General features: G+C 50.4%; 19 protein-coding genes. 7 read left to right on the top strand and 12 right to left on the bottom strand.

Annotated features, from left to right (window positions below; translation table 11 throughout):
* Position 1 precedes the first annotated feature (1 nt).
* Complete coding sequence (locus BQ5591_RS01965; protein WP_394331793.1) at positions 2 to 1117, top strand: BamG family beta-barrel-assembly machinery protein; 1116 nt, start codon at positions 2 to 4, stop codon at positions 1115 to 1117.
* Between the two features lie 221 nt (positions 1118 to 1338).
* Here BQ5591_RS01965 and BQ5591_RS01960 read toward each other — a convergent pair whose 3' ends face one another.
* Complete coding sequence (locus tag BQ5591_RS01960; protein ID WP_071148227.1) at positions 1339 to 2088, bottom strand: LytR/AlgR family response regulator transcription factor; 750 nt, start codon at positions 2086 to 2088, stop codon at positions 1339 to 1341.
* Positions 2089 to 2278: 190 nt separating this feature from the next.
* Between BQ5591_RS01960 and BQ5591_RS01955 the strand changes: the two genes are divergently transcribed.
* Positions 2279 to 2902, top strand: coding sequence for a hypothetical protein (locus tag BQ5591_RS01955; RefSeq protein ID WP_071148226.1), 624 nt, complete (start codon positions 2279 to 2281; stop codon positions 2900 to 2902).
* On the opposite strand, the gene BQ5591_RS01950 is transcribed toward BQ5591_RS01955, so the two are convergent.
* Positions 2903 to 3307, bottom strand: a complete 405-nt coding sequence (locus tag BQ5591_RS01950) for a PH domain-containing protein (RefSeq protein ID WP_071148559.1) — start codon at positions 3305 to 3307, stop codon at positions 2903 to 2905.
* A 120-nt stretch (positions 3308 to 3427) separates the two neighbouring features.
* Here BQ5591_RS01950 and BQ5591_RS01945 point away from each other — a divergent pair, with 120 nt between their 5' ends.
* The 3 genes from BQ5591_RS01945 to nadB all read left to right on the top strand — a co-directional run bounded on the left by BQ5591_RS01945 (position 3428) and on the right by nadB (position 7147).
* A complete protein-coding gene (locus tag BQ5591_RS01945; RefSeq protein WP_159434412.1) occupies positions 3428 to 4879 on the top strand; it encodes a hypothetical protein in 1452 nt (483 codons plus the stop codon).
* 14 nt (positions 4880 to 4893) lie between these two features.
* On the top strand, positions 4894 to 5466 hold the full coding sequence (locus BQ5591_RS01940) for a DUF6705 family protein (RefSeq protein ID WP_071148558.1): 573 nt from the start codon (positions 4894 to 4896) through the stop codon (positions 5464 to 5466).
* A gap of 91 nt (positions 5467 to 5557) precedes the next feature.
* Positions 5558 to 7147, top strand: coding sequence for an L-aspartate oxidase (gene nadB / locus BQ5591_RS01935; protein ID WP_022163200.1), 1590 nt, complete (start codon positions 5558 to 5560; stop codon positions 7145 to 7147).
* 91 nt (positions 7148 to 7238) lie between these two features.
* Here the strand turns inward: nadB and rbr are convergent, their stop codons facing one another.
* Entirely contained in the window at positions 7239 to 7817 is a 579-nt protein-coding gene (gene rbr / locus BQ5591_RS01930) for a rubrerythrin (protein WP_022163199.1), read from the bottom strand.
* Between the two features lie 260 nt (positions 7818 to 8077).
* Between rbr and BQ5591_RS01925 the strand changes: the two genes are divergently transcribed.
* Together BQ5591_RS01925 and BQ5591_RS01920 are read left to right on the top strand one after the other, a co-directional pair.
* Complete coding sequence (locus BQ5591_RS01925) at positions 8078 to 8395, top strand: DUF4884 domain-containing protein (protein ID WP_071148224.1); 318 nt, start codon at positions 8078 to 8080, stop codon at positions 8393 to 8395.
* 32 nt (positions 8396 to 8427) lie between these two features.
* On the top strand, positions 8428 to 8925 hold the full coding sequence (locus tag BQ5591_RS01920; RefSeq protein ID WP_022163197.1) for a GNAT family N-acetyltransferase: 498 nt from the start codon (positions 8428 to 8430) through the stop codon (positions 8923 to 8925).
* 238 nt (positions 8926 to 9163) lie between these two features.
* Here the strand turns inward: BQ5591_RS01920 and BQ5591_RS01915 are convergent, their stop codons facing one another.
* From BQ5591_RS01915 to BQ5591_RS21735, 9 genes are all read right to left on the bottom strand, one after another.
* Positions 9164 to 10246 (bottom strand): trypsin-like peptidase domain-containing protein, encoded by a 1083-nt coding sequence (locus BQ5591_RS01915; protein ID WP_071148223.1) that lies wholly within the window; start codon positions 10244 to 10246, stop codon positions 9164 to 9166.
* Between the two features lie 88 nt (positions 10247 to 10334).
* Positions 10335 to 11684, bottom strand: a complete 1350-nt coding sequence (locus BQ5591_RS01910; RefSeq protein ID WP_071148222.1) for a T3SS (YopN, CesT) and YbjN peptide-binding chaperone 1 — start codon at positions 11682 to 11684, stop codon at positions 10335 to 10337.
* 322 nt (positions 11685 to 12006) lie between these two features.
* The gene (locus BQ5591_RS01905) at positions 12007 to 12984 is read right to left on the bottom strand and encodes a DUF3137 domain-containing protein (protein ID WP_235817020.1); all 978 of its coding nucleotides are present in this window, start codon (positions 12982 to 12984) and stop codon (positions 12007 to 12009) included.
* Positions 12985 to 13043: 59 nt separating this feature from the next.
* Positions 13044 to 13607, bottom strand: a complete 564-nt coding sequence (locus BQ5591_RS01900; RefSeq protein ID WP_071148220.1) for a LemA family protein — start codon at positions 13605 to 13607, stop codon at positions 13044 to 13046.
* Between the two features lie 303 nt (positions 13608 to 13910).
* Positions 13911 to 15560 (bottom strand): hypothetical protein, encoded by a 1650-nt coding sequence (locus tag BQ5591_RS01895; protein WP_071148219.1) that lies wholly within the window; start codon positions 15558 to 15560, stop codon positions 13911 to 13913.
* A 249-nt stretch (positions 15561 to 15809) separates the two neighbouring features.
* Positions 15810 to 16031 carry a hypothetical protein gene (locus BQ5591_RS21300; protein WP_159434411.1) on the bottom strand — a complete coding sequence of 74 codons (222 nt, stop codon included), beginning with the start codon at positions 16029 to 16031 and terminating at the stop codon, positions 15810 to 15812.
* Entirely contained in the window at positions 16015 to 16158 is a 144-nt protein-coding gene (locus BQ5591_RS21295) for a hypothetical protein (protein WP_159434410.1), read from the bottom strand. The genes BQ5591_RS21300 and BQ5591_RS21295 overlap by 17 nt, the downstream gene beginning before the upstream one ends.
* Before the next feature lie 26 nt (positions 16159 to 16184).
* On the bottom strand, positions 16185 to 16700 hold the full coding sequence (locus BQ5591_RS01890) for a transcription initiation factor IID (protein WP_071148557.1): 516 nt from the start codon (positions 16698 to 16700) through the stop codon (positions 16185 to 16187).
* Between the two features lie 12 nt (positions 16701 to 16712).
* Entirely contained in the window at positions 16713 to 17939 is a 1227-nt protein-coding gene (locus tag BQ5591_RS21735) for a hypothetical protein (RefSeq protein WP_235817019.1), read from the bottom strand.
* Positions 17940 to 18042 lie beyond the last annotated feature (103 nt).

Raw genomic sequence — 18042 nt, 5'->3', positions numbered from 1 at the left:
CATGCACGGCATCGGCGAACTGAACAACGGTGAAGGCGGACGTTATGCCGGTATGGGAAATATTGGTATCGCATTGAACCGCAATGGATTCCAGAACACCCTAAACCCAGCCGCCATCACCCACATGGATACCCTTTGCTTCACTTTTGATCTGGGTGCATCGGCTGCCTATGCACGTTATTCTTTCCTTAGCGACAACAGCTCAAGCCTGACCGGCAATCCTAACCGTTTCAGTCTGGGATTCCGCGTCCTGCCCCGATGGTATGCCATGATCGGAGCATCGCCTTATAGCAGCATAGGTTATCTGATACAGACAGAAGAAGAAATAGAAGGTGATCCGGGTGCTTATACCTACTCATCATTCGAAGGTACCGGAGGATTGTACCGCTGTTACATCACCAACGCCTTTGCTCTGACACCCCAGCTGTCTGTAGGTATCAACTTGGGTATGGTACTGGGCACAGCCACACAAAGCGAAACCCAGGAAAGTGCCGTTGTACAATACGAATCCACCAAGAAAGCTTTCTACACAGACTTGGGAATCTATTACGAACTGGCCGACCATCAACAACGTACATGGTCGTTCGGACTGGTATTCGCCCCTTCCATGAAAATAAGTCACGACAACACACTGACTTACTCCAACTCGTCTACCAGCGAAAGCCTCGATAAAAGTTACCATAGTCCTACGCAATACTTGCCCATGCACATCGGCACAGGTATCTCGCTCCACAATGGACACTGGACAACTGCCATCGACTATAATTATGTAGACTGGAGCCGAAACGTATCGTCGTACACTTCGATGAAATACGAAAACCAGCACAAAGTCAACATTGGCGGCATCTACGCTACCAATCCACGCCTGCCGCGATGCACCGAAATTATGGGTGGTCTGGGGTTCAGCAACTCATATATCAACCTGAAAAACGGTAAGATGTACTATCTCGAAACCAACATAGGCGTAAGTTTTCCGATACGTTATTCCTACCTGTCGTTGGGTGCCACCTGGCGTAAACAAATCAATTCGCGCAGCAACTTGATGCAAGAAAACCGCTTCAGCCTGAACCTGAATCTGACCTTCGGCGAAAAGATATCGAAATTCAAACTGAAATAAACAGATAAAAAGGAACAAATCTGCTTTATTGGAAAGAGAATAGGAAAAGAATATGTATAATGACAAAACATATTCACATCCGATAACGAATACTTCCTGCCTTCCTGTCGAAGGTTGCCTACTATCAACCCGAAGGTCGCCTACCTTCGGGAGGAATGTCGCCTACTATCCGGACAAATATTGAAAGCCTATAAGGAGTAACTCCTAATCTACTGAATCGGTCACAGTACAGCCAATCGCGAAATGAAATGCTTCAACCGTTCACGATAAGCATCGCCAATCGGAACATCTTTCTCTTCGACTATGACCGAACTTCGCCCGATAGCATCAATGCAGCCCTTACGGACAATGAACGAGCGGTGTATGCGTATAAACTCATCCGCAGGCAGTTTTTCCTCCAGATACTTCATACTGCACAGACTGATAACCGGCTTCGAACTTCTCCGGCAGAAGATTTTGACATAATCGCCCAAACCCTCAATATAGTTAATCTCACTCAGTTCCAACCTGATAATCCGGTTATCCGACCTGACATAAATCATACGGGGCGCATCTTCGACTGCCATTTTCTGAACCACTCCTTCGGCCACCGGACTGTTCTGCAAAGCAAACCAACGTACAGCCTTATTGACTGCCTGAAAGAAAATGGAAAAATCTACCTCGCCTTCCAGATAGTCCAAAGCATCCAACCGAAAACATTCGGCTGCATACCGGCTGCTTTCTGCCACAAAAATCACACGGGTAGGCAAAGAAAGCATTCTACAAAAATCCATACCGCCAATTCCACCTTCATATTCCTGGCAGATACCGACAAAATAGACTTCTACTTTCGTTTCATAATACTCTTTCAATGCTTCCAGCGGATTAGTGTATTTACCGCGTAACGACAAAAAGGGTACTTTACCGATGTATTCCTCCAGTCTGTTAATCGTTTCTTGGTCGGCATGCAAAATCGCACAATTCAATTCCATATTCTTCAGTTTTTTTATTCTGCATGATATGGACGCAGTGATCTCTAAAAGACTGCAAACTAAGAAATATATTTAAGCTTTATTCAGAAAAATAAAACAATTTGCTTCCGTTGAGAACATCTCTTCTATCTATTTTCTAATCTATCGGCATCGGTTTTATGACAGAATATGTTAAACAGAAAGAAAAAGATTGGATTATCTGAAAAGAAAAGCTATTTTTATACCTGTAAACTTGTTTAAACTCAATATCATGAAAACACCGAGATTCTTTCCATTAATTGCAGGTATACTTTGTATCCTTCTTGCAAGTTGTTCGGATGACGACGCAAGACCCGAAAACTACGTGTTCTCCCACATCGAGTTCTTCGAGGAAAGTAGCAGACAAATCGAAGAAAAATTAATTCCTACAGTCTCTGAAAACCCAACAGAAGCCACAATCACCTACGATGCAACAACCGACCCAAAAACAAAAGTCGTTTGGGAAAGCAACGATCCACAAGCTTTCAACATCGAAAGTTGCGACAGTCTTCTTATTTATTATTTGGGAGATAGCATTTATTACAGCGAAGGTTACAGCGAATATCCCGGTTCCCTGCACATGAAAGAAAGCACAATTGTCCCCCCTTATACCCAAATGACCTACGAAATCACCGTATATTACGAAGAAATATGCAACACCTATCTGCTGACATTGAAAGATGAATTCAGTGAAAAAACAAAACAGTTTAAAGGCAAGCTCACCTATACGAAAGCTTTATACGCAAAATCAAATACCGTTGTAGAGCCTTTTCTTCCCTCATCGGCTTCCGAGTAACTACAAGCTGCATTCCCGCCGCCGCTTCTCCAGCACCCGTATGAACTCTTCCTCATCTGTCGGCTGGAGGGCGTCGTGCTTGCCATCCCGATAAGTGATCAGCACGTAGCGCACCAGTGCACAGCCCGCTACCTGCATGGATGAACGGCGTTCTACTGATACTACCTCGGACAACGGACGCTCGCGAAGACGCGAAAAACGCCCTTCATAAATCAGCAGACGGCCGTCGGTGGTCAGCGTATACGTAGTGTGAATAATCTTTTCGATGAAATGAAGCAACAGAATGCCCCACAGAACAGCTATCAAAATGTACTTCACCCACAGGCAATAGACCAGCATGAAGGTAAACAAAAGTAACGCCAAGTAACGGCCCGTAGCAATACGGGCATGGAACACTCTATCCATAGTTTCTTTGTTTTTTGCGGTAAAGGTATGTATTTTCAGCAGGAAAGCGCACAAGCAATGCACTTATTTTGTAGTTTTGCGACAAACTAATACTGTATTTAAGCGAATTGCACATTTACCATGAAAAAAACTTATAAGAAAATAGCTCGCAGAACCTGCTTTTACCTGTTATTTGCGACAACTTGCTGGTTCGTTGCCTGCCTGCATGAAGACGGACGCCATATAGATTTCGAAAAACACTATGAGCTGATGTCCACACGTAGTTTGAGAGAAACTGGAATACCTGACTGTTTTTTTGCTTATTCGGATACGGCTCGTTTCGGCCACCTTATTCCCATCCTACAACAAGTTGATTCCTGTCATCCGTTTGTTGACACTTTCCGCCAAACCTATGGTTTACCTCTTTGGAACTGTTCATGGTTAGAGAAAGGCGAGTTGGGCAATATTTGTTTCGTACCTATACTCCCTAACGATGGTAGACGACAAATTACTACCGTATGGGTGTTCACCGAAACCGAGAAGAAAATATTGTACACCGTAGTGCAACCAGCTGATAACCCTAATAATAGTGATTGGAGGTTCCTGTCTGACTTCATGACTTACCGTGTGTTTGGAACAGACAATGAAACAAACATTGTACTGAAAATCGCGCAAAGTCCGCAAACACGTATAGCCCAGCCTATCGTCATCACAACCTGCAACGATATATACACCGGTACTGCCGGCCACCTGGAATACCGGTATACCGATTGTTTTGACCACATATTTTGGATAGAGGAGCCTGAAAAATGGAATCAGCACCCCGATCCTGGCGAAGGCTCACTATCTGGCAGCAAGATAAATGGAGGCAGTGGAGGAGGAAGTAGCTCCGTCATTGGCGGCCAAGGCGACAATGAGCAGCCCCAAAACGACGAACCACGTAATCCTGCCAATGAGCCTTGTGGAAGGGCAGAAAGGATGTCACTTGACAATGAATTAATCCACCATGTTGAAACCCTTTTCGAAGAAGTCAATAATTACCATAACGGTGACCTAGAGAATAGATGGATTAAGACTAGTACTGGAGAGTATATCTCTCCGGCAATAAGGGAAACAAACAAAGTGAAGTACAATGAATCTCTACTGAAAGGAATGAAAATCACCGAACAATACCACAGTCATCCTGCTGGCAGTTGTATTCCTTCTTGGGCCGACTTGAAAAATTTAGCATACAGGTACAGCCACAGTCAGATAGACGTAGAGCATTTCTCATACGGGATAGTAACAACCATGGGATGTCTGTCGTTAGTAATAATGGACGAAAAGAAATTTGCAGAGTTTGTAAAAGGAATTTTAGACAATTCATCCCAATCAATATACAATAGTAAAATCATACCGAACCAACCCAAGAGTGTTGATACCGCCATCGCCCGATTTATAGACTTCCTAAATGATTCTAAATCTGGCATAAGTGTCCTTTTTAACTACTCAACATATAATCCAGACTCTGATAATATGGAATTAAAAGATTGGTATCCAATGGATAGTGATGGTCATGAAAAACTAAAAGACGTCTTTTGCTTAGCTTACTAAAAATACTTATTAAAATGAAACGCATTATTCTATTTACAGCCTTGACAGTTATTTTTCTTAGTGCTTTTTCTCAATCTTATAATGATGATTTCGTAGGAACCTGGGTGTACGAAAAAAATGACACAGTGTTTAAAATTAAACTGCAAAAAGGACATACTACCTACCCAGGCACAGGAAAATCCAGAGAAACCCTTGTCGGCGGGTATTCCCTATCTATTAAAGGAATAATACAGGATGATTATATCAGACCTATTTTGGATTTGCCTACCATACAATACTCCAAACTACCAGATTATAATATCTTTATTTGGGGTGAATATAGTAATCCCAAAGAGCCCAATTACACTGCATTTAGATTTTACGACATGAAGAAGAAACACATTTTTGGGACTGGAATCAGCGCCAATAGCATGACATTGTTATCTCCCACCAAACTACATTGGAAACTGGACGAAAAACAAGGACTTTGGTGGGAATTTGAAGGCGAAATAATAGGAGATGAAGAAGAGATAAAACGAATTGAAGAAGAAAGTAAGCCACGCGGATTCTCGGTGCCCGAAGATGTGATTATGACAAAAGAAAGATAGCTGAAACAAAATTGTTTAAACGATTTTCAGCAGGAAAGCGCACAAGCAATGCACTTATTTTGTAGTTTTGCAATTGCTAATAATATACATTATGGTAAGAAAGTTCGATTTCCTCGTCATCGGCTCAGGTATAGCCGGTATGAGTTTTGCCCTGAAAGTGGCGGAAAAGGGGACGGTAGCCCTCATCTGTAAGGCCGGAATGGAAGAGGCCAACACCTATTTTGCACAAGGAGGCATCGCCTCGGTAACCAACCTGGCCGTGGATAACTTCGAAAAGCACATCGAAGACACCATGATTGCCGGCGACTGGATCAGCGACCGCGCGGCGGTAGAAAAAGTAGTACGTAATGCACCCGCCCAAATCAAGGAACTCATCAACTGGGGCGTCAACTTCGACAAGAAAGAAGACGGAAATTTCGACCTGCACAAAGAGGGCGGACACTCGGAGTTCCGCATCCTGCACCACAAGGACAATACGGGAGCCGAAATACAGACTTCGCTCATCGAAGCCGTGAAGCAGCATCCCAACATCACCATATTCACCAACTTCTATGCAGTAGAAATCATCACGCAACATCACTTGGGTATCATCGTAACGCGCTACACACCGGGCATCAAATGCTACGGTGCCTACGTGCTGAACGAAGCTACGGGCGAAGTAGATACCTTCCTCTCTAAAGTGACCGTGATGGCTACAGGAGGTTGCGAAGCCGTCTATCGTCATACCACCAATCCGCTGGTTGCCACGGGCGACGGCATTGCCATGGTCTATCGTGCCAAGGGAGCGGTGAAGGACATGGAATTCATCCAATTCCACCCCACGGCACTCTATCATCCAGGCGACCGTCCTTCCTTCCTCATCACCGAAGCCATGCGCGGTTACGGCGGCGTGCTCCGCACCATGGACGGCAAAGAGTTCATGCAGAAGTACGACCCTCGCCTCTCACTGGCTCCGCGCGACATCGTGGCACGCGCCATCGACAACGAGATGAAACAGCGCGGTGAGGACCACGTCTACTTGGACGTTACGCACAAAGATCCCGAAGAGACCAAACGCCACTTCCCCAACATCTATAAGAAGTGCCTCAGCATCGGCATCGACATAACCAAGGACTACATCCCCGTAGCACCTGCCGCCCACTACCTTTGCGGCGGTATCAAAGTCGACCTGGACGGACAGAGCAGCATCCGCCGTCTGTACGCCATCGGCGAATGTTCGTGTACAGGCCTGCACGGCGGTAACCGTCTGGCATCGAACTCGCTCATCGAAGCCGTGGTCTATGCCGACGCTGCTGCCAAACATGCGTTGAGTGTGCTCGAACGTTACGACTTCAACGACGACATCCCCGAATGGAACGACGAAGGTACCATCAGTAACGAAGAACGCGTACTCATCACACAGAGCATGAAAGAAGTAAATCAGATCATGGAGTCGTACGTGGGTATCGTACGCAGCAACGTCCGTCTGACCCGTGCCTGGAATCGTCTGGACATCCTCTACGAGGAGACCGAACGCCTCTTCAAGAGCTGCAAGGCCACTCGCGAGCTGTGCGAACTGCGCAACATGATTAATGTAGGTTACCTCATCACCAAGCAGGCCATGGAGCGCAAGGAAAGCCGCGGATTGCACTACACCATCGACTATCCGCACCATGCCGACGAGGCTGAAGGAAAGAAATAATATCCCTCTCCTCCCCCTAAAAACAGCAACCCCATTGGCTGCGGCCGTTCGGCTCCGCCAATGGGGTTGATTGTTTATGGTAATCCGTATCTTACCAGTTTTCTTTCTTCACTTCGAAGTAAGCTTGCGGATGGAGGCAAGCAGGGCACAGCTCGGGAGCTTCCTTACCTGTATAGATGAATCCGCAGTTGCGGCACTGCCATACCACTTCACCTTCCTTGGCAAATACGGTAGCATTCTCGATGTTCTTCACGAAAGCCAGATAACGCTCTTCGTGTCCCTTCTCGGCTACAGCGATGTTGCGGTACATCAGGGCGATTTCGGGGAAACCTTCTTCATCGGCGATGTCGGCAAACTTGGGATAGTCGAGTGACCACTCTTCGTTCTCGCCGGCAGCGGCAGCCTGCAAGTTCTGGAGGGTTGTACCGATCACACCTGCGGGATAGCTGGCTGTAATCTCTACCATGCCGCCTTCGAGCCACTTGAACATACGCTTTGCGTGTTCTTTCTCCTGCTCGGCAGTCTCCAGGAAGATGGCAGCAATCTGTTCGTAACCTTCCTTCTTGGCCACGCTGGCAAAGTAAGTGTAACGCATACGTGCCTGCGATTCGCCGGCGAATGAAGTCATCAGATTCTTCTCTGTGCGGGTTCCTTTGATACTCTTAGTCATAATCGTTTCTTTTTAATAGGTTAATATTCTGTATTGATTGTTTCTTGTGCTGCAAATGTATGAAAACATATTGTGATATCCGGCACTAAATTCCATCGGATTTTTCTATCGACCGATAAAGAAAATCTATCGGCTTCGTGCTGCAATAAAAAAAGCGACAGGCACAGACGTCAATCTGCATGTTAACAATAATTGTCCGGCAAGATACCTGAAATAGAAACAAATCTGTGTATCTTTGGGTTCAAACAATAACCATAAAAATGAAAAAAATTCTCCGAACCTCTGCTTTCCTGCTGCTGGCAGGCATGGCCGTCACCTCTTGCGTCATGCAACGTTCCGTTTCAGAATCCCAATCGGCCAACAATCCCGACTACCGTGTCAGCTACCTTTTCGAGCACGACGGATGCCGGGTATACCGCTTCTACGACTCGTGGTCGGGCAGTTACGTCTACTTCACCACTCAGGGCGACGTGACCGCCATCCCCAACGATTCCACCCGCCGGCAAACCGTAACCTACCGCCAACGGAACGACAGCACGTTCGTGAAAAAGGCTTTCCCGCAAAAGGCGCTTGAATAAAGTCACAAATAACCATTAAAAAGAAACCACAAATGTTCACTATCAGAAAAGCAACCGTCGCCGACTGCGAACTCATTCAGAAACTGGCGCAGCAGGTATTCCCTGCCACCTATCGCAGCATCCTTACACCCGAACAGATAGATTACATGATGGACTGGATGTATTCGCCCGAAAACATCCGCAAGCAGATGGAAGAAGAAGGCCACGTCTACCTCATCGCCTACGAAGAGTGCGAAGCAGCAGGCTACGTTTCCGTACAGCCCGAAGGCGAAGACCTGTTTCACCTGCAAAAGATATACGTACTACCCTACTTTCAGAAGGCACATTGCGGCAAGTTCCTCTTCCGCGAAGCCATCCGATACATCAAGGAAGTGCATCCCGCTCCCTGCCGCATGGAACTGAACGTAAACCGCCACAACCCCGCTTTAGGCTTCTACCAGCACATGGGCATGACAAAAGTGCGCGAAGGCGACTTCCCCATCGGAAACGGATATTATATGAACGATTACATCATGGGCATCGACATTTGAGCCGAAACGTCCCCGATGCGTGACCTTTCACAGCAACATGCTTATTATGAGCTGTTTTGCTGTGAAACGTGAACCATAAAAATACCTCGCTTGCATCCTTCGTGAGCAACACTTGCATTCCATTTGTGGGACACTTGTACGGCTCGCGAGCAACACTTGCACGGCTCGCGAGCCGTGCAAGTGTTCTACAACCGCATCACAAGCGGCCTTCACGGCACTGTGCCAGCATGGTCATCCGTCAGCCGTTGTCCTGACGCGAATACTCCGAGAGCTCGCAGCCGAAGCGGTCCACCATCAGGTTGTCCATCTCGTCGGCGCGCAGGGCCAGGTTCACCAGGTTGCGGCGGATTTCGTCTTCCGAGCTGTCGGTCAGGTCGGACAGATGGAGGCGGTAAGCCAGGTATATCTGTCGGCCCTCGATACCCATCTTGTAGGGCGAAAAATCCTCGGACAGCATGTAGTCGAGCACCGGCTCCACCTCCTTCTTGGGCAGCAGGTTGATAGGCGAGACGGCAAACAGGTAGGTGTTGTCGTAGACGAAGATACGTATCTCCGAACTGCCCTTGTGGAAAGTCCACGAGTCGTAGCCGTCGCGTGCCAGCACGGGGTTGACGCCCATCTCGCCGATGGCCTGCTCGCAGAAGATGGCCAAGGGCGAGGGTTCGCGCTCGGCAAAGATGCCTTCGGGCAGTTTCTCACCGCACGAGGGACAATAGTCCTCTTCGCCGGCTATCAGCTCATCGCAACTGTCACACTGCACCTGGAAACAGGAACGGTCTATACCGCCTGCCGAATCGAGCAGCTTGCGGAGCGCCTCCACCCGGATGCCGAAGCCCATGTTGTCGGCGTTGTTGAGCTTGCTCACCGTGACTCCCACCACCTCGTTGCGTTCGTTGAAGATGGGTCCGCCCGAGTTGCCGGGGTTCACGGCCGCATCGGTCTGTATATAGTACTTACCGTCCACCAGCTGTTTAGGCGACGAGACCGACCCCTCCGTCACCGTGAAAGGCATGCCGTAGGGATAGCCCGCCACGCTCACCTTGCCGCCTATCTCCAGCGAGTCGTCGAAAGCGAGACCCAAATCGGGCAGGTGCGAGAAGTCGCCTTCGGCAGCCAGCAGGGCAATGTCCAGCGAAGGGTTCACCAGCACCACCCGAGCCAGGTAGGGACGGCGGTCGTTGTCGTGCAGGGCTACGGAGTGGAAGCCACTGACCACATGGTAGTTCGTCACAAACAGGTCGTACGCCTTCAGGTAGAAGCAACTTCCCGACCCGCCTGCGTGCGTCACCTTGTACACTAGTTTATAGATATTCTGATCCATCGTTTCTATGTCTTTTCGTTTTAAGTTCCGTTTTTGATATTTCTTTATGAGTTAAGAAGTTATAGTGGCTAAAGCCTTCTTTACCATTCTACAGTCCCATCGCCTTCTTCTGTATCTCGGCCACGAGCCGGGCATACTCGGCCATGTCGCCGCGCATCATGGCTGCTGCCATCTGCTGCTGCAACTGCTGCATGTCGTCGCTTGCCATGGCCTGATACACCTGTTGCTGCATCTGCATGGCCATTGCCATCTGCTGTTGCATGGCTTCGGCAGTGTCTTCGCCGCTCGCCAGCCCTTCCAAGCCGGAAAAGTCGGGCAGGAAATCATCATCCAGATCGCCGTCCATGATGCGGTCCATTGCCTCATAGAGGATTTCCGACGCCTTCTCCACCGTCTGTCCGCCTGCCGCTTTGAGGGCCTTGGACAGGATACGGTTGATGTCATCCTGCATGTCGTTGTAAAAGTAAGCCTCGTAGAAGGCGTAGAGCAGGCGCACGGCACTGCGCTCGTAGTTGTCGTTCTGCATGGCCTCGGCCGCCTCCTGATAGACACTCCGGAAATGCTCTTGAATGTTCTTCAGCGAGGAGCGCCGCTTGGTGGAGACCAGCGTATCAGTGTAGTAAAGGTCTTCGGCCAGTTTCTCGCGAGGAGTAGCAAGCAACTTCTCCAGAAAGGCTTTCCCCCTGGCCAGTACTTCTACAATGGGCCGCTCGGCATCCATGTCGTCCACGGCCTTCTCCAGTTCGTTGAGTAGCTGTCCCTGCGGACGGGCAAAGTAGGAAATCTGGTAGAAAGCCGTGTCGAGTACATTCCACGAATAGCCGTAGCGGCGGTCGCCGTCGTACTCCTTCAGGGCTTCGAGTGTGGTTTTTCCCAGTGCCTGGATGGCTTCATAGATGCGCTCCACCTCTTCGGGCGGATAGGGCATGACCTGCGGCTCGTAGCAACGAGTGGCGCCGAACCTGGTGCAGAACTCATCGTCGTACTTGTCGCCGACGTGGCAGATGTTCTGCAGCACGTAGAACATCTTGTGGGGATGACTTTGCGACAAAGGGCAGGAATACTCCATCTTCAGCTGCTCGCCCTCTTTTACGAAACGGGGCAGGAGCAGCTTGTTCAGGTTGAGGTCGGCCACTTGGCGCAGCATGGCCACGCGCCCCTTCTCGGGCAGGCGCAGGAAGTCGGCCACCACGCTGACCATATTGTCCGCTATGCGGATATGCACCAGGATGGAACCGTGGGGAATGTGAAACTCGGTGCCTTCCGCATTACCGTACTTGGAGCGGAAACCGGCATTCAGATAATCGAGCAGGCTGTGGAAGGACTCCAAATAGGCTCCCTGACCATAAAGGTCTACGCTCTTCTCGTAAGCCTCCATACGGACGGAACTCTGTGTGGAATCCGTCAGAGGCGGAATAAAGACAGGTGTCTGTTTCATACAATAATAGATTTACGGAATGAAGAAAGGCCGGAGAACAAAAGAATCCTACCTACTCCATTCATGATATAATGATTAATGGGTAATTTAAGTTTTGTTTTTAATATTGGTTTGCAGCGCCAATAAGTTCCATACAAGCTTCCCTTTTTTCGGCCTCTTCCCGTCACTGCTTCTGATTCTCCACGGGTTTTCCTCCAATTCTCCACGGCTTTTTACTGCAAACCCCACGAGTTTTTACTGAAAACTCCCCGGGTTTTTACTGAGAACCTGCCAGGTTTTTACTAACTCAGGTTTCAAAAGCAAGATTTTACCCGGCAAACAGTTAACTGACTCCCAATTCGTCCGCCACCCTCCCCGACAGGGTGATGTCGTTGTAGACCGTCTCCAGCATCCGCCCTCCGCCCAGCAAAGCGGGACGCAAACGCAGGAAACCTTGGGGCATGGAGGCGGCGTAGTAGAGGCAGCCGCGGCTGAAGGAGAACATCAGGTCGCGTCCGAAGGCGTCGCGCAGGGCAGTCATCCGCCGCATCATGGCAGGCGTCAGCAACATGCGGGCAGACACTTCGTTATCGGCATACACCACGAAGCGGCGCTCAAACTCAGGGTCTTCCAGACGGACAAGGCGGGCATGGAAGCGCTTTTGCAGGGCTTGCACGTGATGAGCCAGATAGCCCGCCTTGTCCTCCAAGTGGTCAGGCAGCACCAGGATATCGCCCTCGTAGCGGCGCGATGTCCGGCACCAGCCGAACATGCCGCGGAAGTTGTGCGCGCTGCTCTCCATGCGCGAGGCAAAAAGCGGACGCAGCACATGGCGGTAGACCATGACAACGTACCCCATTACGGGATGATACTGCCAGCGGTTCATCCATCCGTAGGAGACGCCCACGTCGGCCATGCGCAGCATGCTTCCGCTGCCTGTCTCCACCTCGCCGTAACAGTCCATCGCCAGCCTCGGATCGCCGTAGGAAACTGTGAACAAACGGCTGCCTGTCAGCAGACTGTTGTCCACCTCGCATTCGGAAAGGGGCAGGAAGCGCACACCAGGCAACATAGCCTGCATCGCCCTGCGCATGGCGGCCTCCTCGCGCTCATGGAAGGCGGACAGACTGCGTGTCAGCGCAAAACTGAGAACTACCAGTCCAATAAAGACAGGTACCACCGTCCGCGTCAGCGCACTATAATCATGCCAACCCATCCGAGCCAGCAACGTGCCGCCGAACAGCACAAACATAAACCAGGCGAACACCAGCGAATAGACCACCACACTCAGCACCCTCACCACGCGGCGCCACCTCTCCACACGGACAAGCTCGCCGTGCAGCTCCGTTTCCAATGCCTTAAAATCAATCGTTTCCATCGTTATTTCTTGAATAAGTCTGCCACATTCACATTGCGCTGTTCCTGATCGGGTATCTCTATCAGTTTCTCTGCACAATGGTGCCGACTGCGCGCCACGATGCACGAGGGGAACATCTCGATGGTGTTGTTATAGTCCGTCACCGCCGCGTTGAAGGTACGGCGGATGGCCTGCAACTGCAACTCCATCTCTTCCAGATTGGCCTGCAGGCGATGAAACTGTGCGTCGGCTTTCAGTCCGGGATAGTCCTCCACCGACACGTTCAGCCTGGACAGCAGGGAAGACAGTTCGCTACCCGCCCTGATCTGTTCGCCCTCCGAGGCCGAAGGCGACAGGCGCGAACGCAGCTCGGCGATGCGCACCAACACCTCGCTCTCGTGCCCCATATACGTCTTTACAGCTGCCACCAGATTGGGAATCAGGTCGTTCCGCTGCTTCAATACTACGCAGATGCTGCTGCGGCACTGCTTCACCCTGTTCCGTTTGGCTATCAGGTTGTTGGCCGTCCAGATATACCAAAGAACCAGCAACACCGCCACACCTGCCATTGCATAAACTATCACCATAGGCTTTCCTTTCTAAAAAACATTAGCAATTACTTCACTTTTCACACAAGCAAAAGTAACAGCTAATCTGAAAATACGGAAACGGAAGAGGGGGACAAATGGATCCCCTTAAAACAAGGAATAAACAGCTGACAGAAAGACTGTTGAAGGTAAAAGAAGGAAGGGTAAGGAGGGGGACATTTGACTTGAGAGTATGTCAAATCAGGGAACTTTCCGCTTCAGGCACGGAGCAAGCGGAAGTCTGCAGACCATCCTTCCCCTTATATCTCCTCCTCATCCGTGCCCGAAAACAACCGGATGCCGTCAGAACTCCCTCAGCAGTTCTTCCAGCGTCACGCCGCCGTCGGCACCCATCTTCTCCATACGGATGCGCTTAAGGCGCTTCTTCACGGAGTCCTTCTCCAGGTGCATGACCTGCGACATCTCCAACTGGGAGAGCTGCATCTTCACCATGCAGCAATAGCGCAAGTCGTCCTGGTTCAGGGCGGGATAGCGTTGACGGAGGCGACGGGTGAAACCGTCGAAAATGGTGTCAGCATTCTGCACAATATCTTCCCAATCCTCGTCGGAGAGGATGACATTGTCTCCATTGGCAATGCCCTGAAGTACCCGCTGGCTGAGGCGACGGAAGAAAGTGGCCTTGAGGCGCGCCTCCTTCTGCTCCATCTCGGCCACACGCTGCCGGTGCAGCGAAGAGGTTTCACGCTCCTGCTCCAGTTCCTCGGCCTGTGTGTGCAGGTAGCGCTGCTGGATTTTCACCCTACGCCGGCTGCGGCGGTAGAGCAGGCAGACAATGGTGACGAACCAGGCAAGCAGCAGGAAAGCGACGGTCATCAGCAGCAGGTCGGTCTTGCGGCTGGCGGCCTGGGCGCGCCAGTAGAGGTTCTCCATCGAGAGCTGCTCGTGGCGGTAGCTCTCCTGTAGGGCAATGGTCTCTTCCGTGTAGCGGGCGTCGCGCAGGCTGTCGGCCAGGGTGATGAAGTCCGAAAGCAGTGCATAGGCCTCGCGGTCATTGCCCGTACGGTGCTTGATCTCGGCCATGTAGCGGAAAGCATCGGCACGGACGCTGGGCGAGGAGCTTACGGCCGAGAGGCGGTAGTAATGAGCCGCGGAGTCGTAGCGCGCCATCTGCCCGAACAGGTAGCTCTTGGTCGTGTAGAGGCTTTGCAGGGCAATGGTGTCGGTGGCGGGACGGAGAGCCATGGAGCGGTCAATATACTCCAGCGCCAAGGCGGGCTGTCCGAGCTCGGCGTAGATGGTGCCCAGGTTGTTGTAGACGTGCAGCAGCTGGCGGGGCACCGAGTCGGCCAGAGCGGCATCGTAGGCGGCCTGCGCATAGTGGAGGGCGCTGTCCTGCCGGTTCAGGAAGTAGTAGCCCGTGGAGATGTCGCATAGGGCCATGTTCTTGTAAAACATGTTTCCCAGGCCGATAGCTGCCTTCAGCGCCTCCTTGGAATACTTCACCTTGGCGGCATAATCGCCCTGCCCCATGCACACCACGCCCAGCCAAGTATTCACCCGATAGAGCTGCTCGTAGTCACCGCTGCCCTGCAGGAAAGACAAGGCCTGCATGAACGCCTGTATGGAAGCCTCGGAATGGTAGAGCCTGCGTTCCAGATGGCCCTTACAGTAGAGCGCCCGTTCGGCATAGGACGAGTCGCCCGAACGAGTGAAATACTCGATGGCAGGTATCAGCAAGGTGTCGGTCGAGGCAGTCAACTGACCATTACGATGGGCAGCCTCAGCCAAGAGGAGGGCACGGAGGGCATAATCGCGGCCCGAGAGGCGCGAAGGGTAATCAATATCGTACATCACGGCCACGGCACTGTCCGTCTGCCGCTCAGCCATCAGCCGTTCAGCCAGGGCTACCCGACGGTCAGGGCCGCAGGCAGCCAGCAGGAGACAGGCTCCCAACAACAGGGACAGACAGAGATGGTTATTTTTTCCAAACATAGTTTAATCAATTATTACAAACAAAATCTACAGAGAGACCAAAGATAGCAATATCCTGCCACGTATAAGCAAAGGACTTCCTCTTTTTTTGCCTCCAAATTGCCAGCAGGCCATCCGTCCCGCCGGCAGAGGTTTCCGTTCACGCCCAGAATCCATATAGAACCGGAAGTGCTCATCGTTCCGGCTTTCACCTGTTTTTGCTTTCAGTCTCTTTCTGCTCATAAAAGTAAAACGTATTCAAATAGCCCGTCAGGGCAAACAGTTGGCACAAAACGGCCTCGACATACTGCCCCGAACAGGCAGCCATCGGAGAACCATCATCAGCAGGCCGCTGGTTTCCAGCAGAGTCATCGGGTAGGAACGAAAACCGAACCTGTCGGAAACATACCCCATGCGCATCAGTCGCCACGACACCCACGTATAAACTCCGGCGAAAATCAGCAGAACGGTCCCTTCAGCCTTTTCGGACACCCATCCGTTCTCCAAGCATAGCACATAGAGCAGTGAAAAAATCTGCCTGAGCGATGAAGGCAGTGGGGCGCAACAACCGACCCTCATGGCCGTCGTACACGCGTTCGTACAAATCTTGTATATCCATATCTGTCCGTCTTTTATTGTCTTCCTTCAAATTCCATATTTCATTATCACCGTCCACGCATAGACCAGCCAGCAAAGATTGCCGGCTACCAGCAGGAAGAGTCGTTGCCTGAACTTGTGGTCATACTTTTCCTCCCTGAGCCGCCTCAACTCGACAAACAGGCCTTCGCCCAGGTTGACAGGCGTCCGACTGAGCAGGCAGACCGGCAGCAGGATGAGTGTGTCCACCAGATGCCGCATGGGGGTCAGCAGGTAAAAGGGGGCGAAAAGAAACAGCGGCAACATCTCCCACCAACGATAGCCTACACGGCGGTTCCGCTCGTTCTGCCTGTCCCTGCGCGCCTGTCCGGCACGGGCGGCATCATCCAGCCTCCGCATGAAGGCCTCTTCCTTCTCATCCATAATGCCGGCTATCGCTTCATCGTCCACACCCCGGCGGTACAGTTCCAGCTTGACCTGCCGCACCTGCCCGTCCGACAGCTCACCCGTAAGGTCGTGTGCCATCAGCAGCAGTTCGTCGGTCGAATAGTCCTTCAAGTTCATCATTATCTTCTTTTAATCATTACAGTTCATAAAAAAAGGAATATCCGTTGCCTCCGGCCACCACTCACCTTCTTCCGCCAACCGTGCTTTCCGCACCTCGTCGTCAGTCAGGCTGTCGTTAAAATAGGCATCATACAGATTGTCCCAACCCTCTTTCCGGTATTTCGGTGTTATCACCCATTCGCCCGCGTCATTAATTACGCAGAAATCCTTCGGCGCACCGGGAATGAAAGCATCTGCCCACGAACACACTTCCTTTCTGCCGTCCGCTGCCTGCCGATGACCCGTATATTCGGACAAGTTCATGCGAAGCTCCGTAATGTCGTTCCTTCCCTTCTCCACCCGTTGTTCATTGTTCCGGTAAGCCTGCCTGAAATGACCGCAATAATAAGTTTTCAAACTATCTGCTCCGTACTCTCTGAACACATAACGCCCATAGACGAAACCGTCCATATTGATGCACTCGTCTTTCAACCCCAACCCGCCGAGAATGCTGTCTATCCGTATCGTCCCCCTGAAGAGACGGATTACCGACAGGCGGATGCGGCTTGCACCTTTCACTGTATACGTTCCCCTACCCGTCTTGTGGGCTTCCTCAAGACGGATATCAATTCTTCCGCATCCCTCACCCCAAATTCCTGTCAGAGTCAAGCCAGCAAAGAGTCCCGACAAGTCCTCCTGTCCGATCTCCGCTCCCCACCCCTTTATCCAACTATTCGTCGATGGGGTACAAGTGTGTTGTTCCATTTCCTTTTCAATATGCAAGTATGGAACAAACTTTGCCTTTATCATCCGATAAGTACGACTAAAAGGCAAATAAGAGACCTCGCTGGCAACACACAATGTATCATCCGACAGTTTCAGTTTGGAGCCCTCATTTTCCAACAGAACTTCCATGTTTGAAAAATTCACAGAACTGCATATCGGATAGAAACCGGAAAAGCAGGTAGGCGTTATATAAGTAATCCAGCTTTCATAGTCAAAGAATAAGAAACGATTTCCGTCTGCCACATTATCATACACAGCAAAGCAATCAAACCTTCTTACTCCATTCCTCTTATAACTCTGAACGAAGTCAATGCTACTGCAATCTGTCGTCTTTAACTCAAAAACAACATATCTTTTATCATGCTTGTAGAAGCATAGCCGATATATGATTTCAAAATCAGTCTCTTCCTTTTCTATATAAAGAGTATCCGGTTCTACCAGAGCATAATCTTCTGCAGAATTCTGTTCCATATAGCTGTTCATTGCTGAAACATGGCAAAGCGGTAAAAGGAACAAACTATATAATAAAAACACTTTCATACTCGTTATATCTGATAGTGAACAGTGAAACGGC

It is taken from the genome of Bacteroides ndongoniae (assembly GCF_900108345.1).
GTDB classification, from domain to species: domain Bacteria; phylum Bacteroidota; class Bacteroidia; order Bacteroidales; family Bacteroidaceae; genus Bacteroides; species Bacteroides ndongoniae.
Note: the sequence above shows the minus strand (reverse complement) of the source record. Positions and strands in the feature narration are given on the sequence as shown.

Excerpts from the sequence above, each read along its gene's own strand:
- BQ5591_RS01915 (WP_071148223.1), bottom strand. The coding sequence starts at position 10,246 with ATGGATCAGAATATCTATAAACTAGTGTACAAGGTGACGCACGCAGGC.
- BQ5591_RS01910 (WP_071148222.1), bottom strand. The coding sequence starts at position 11,684 with ATGAAACAGACACCTGTCTTTATTCCGCCTCTGACGGATTCCACACAG.
- BQ5591_RS01960 (WP_071148227.1), bottom strand. The coding sequence starts at position 2,088 with ATGGAATTGAATTGTGCGATTTTGCATGCCGACCAAGAAACGATTAAC.
- BQ5591_RS01920 (WP_022163197.1), top strand. The coding sequence starts at position 8,428 with ATGTTCACTATCAGAAAAGCAACCGTCGCCGACTGCGAACTCATTCAG.
- BQ5591_RS01895 (WP_071148219.1), bottom strand. The coding sequence starts at position 15,560 with ATGTTTGGAAAAAATAACCATCTCTGTCTGTCCCTGTTGTTGGGAGCC.
- nadB (WP_022163200.1), top strand. The coding sequence starts at position 5,558 with ATGGTAAGAAAGTTCGATTTCCTCGTCATCGGCTCAGGTATAGCCGGT.
- rbr (WP_022163199.1), bottom strand. The coding sequence starts at position 7,817 with ATGACTAAGAGTATCAAAGGAACCCGCACAGAGAAGAATCTGATGACT.
- BQ5591_RS01965 (WP_394331793.1), top strand. The coding sequence starts at position 2 with ATGCACGGCATCGGCGAACTGAACAACGGTGAAGGCGGACGTTATGCC.
- BQ5591_RS01900 (WP_071148220.1), bottom strand. The coding sequence starts at position 13,607 with ATGGTGATAGTTTATGCAATGGCAGGTGTGGCGGTGTTGCTGGTTCTT.
- BQ5591_RS21735 (WP_235817019.1), bottom strand. The coding sequence starts at position 17,939 with ATGGAACAGAATTCTGCAGAAGATTATGCTCTGGTAGAACCGGATACT.
- BQ5591_RS01945 (WP_159434412.1), top strand. The coding sequence starts at position 3,428 with ATGAAAAAAACTTATAAGAAAATAGCTCGCAGAACCTGCTTTTACCTG.
- BQ5591_RS01890 (WP_071148557.1), bottom strand. The coding sequence starts at position 16,700 with ATGAACTTGAAGGACTATTCGACCGACGAACTGCTGCTGATGGCACAC.
- BQ5591_RS01925 (WP_071148224.1), top strand. The coding sequence starts at position 8,078 with ATGAAAAAAATTCTCCGAACCTCTGCTTTCCTGCTGCTGGCAGGCATG.
- BQ5591_RS01940 (WP_071148558.1), top strand. The coding sequence starts at position 4,894 with ATGAAACGCATTATTCTATTTACAGCCTTGACAGTTATTTTTCTTAGT.
- BQ5591_RS21295 (WP_159434410.1), bottom strand. The coding sequence starts at position 16,158 with ATGGATATACAAGATTTGTACGAACGCGTGTACGACGGCCATGAGGGT.
- BQ5591_RS01950 (WP_071148559.1), bottom strand. The coding sequence starts at position 3,307 with ATGGATAGAGTGTTCCATGCCCGTATTGCTACGGGCCGTTACTTGGCG.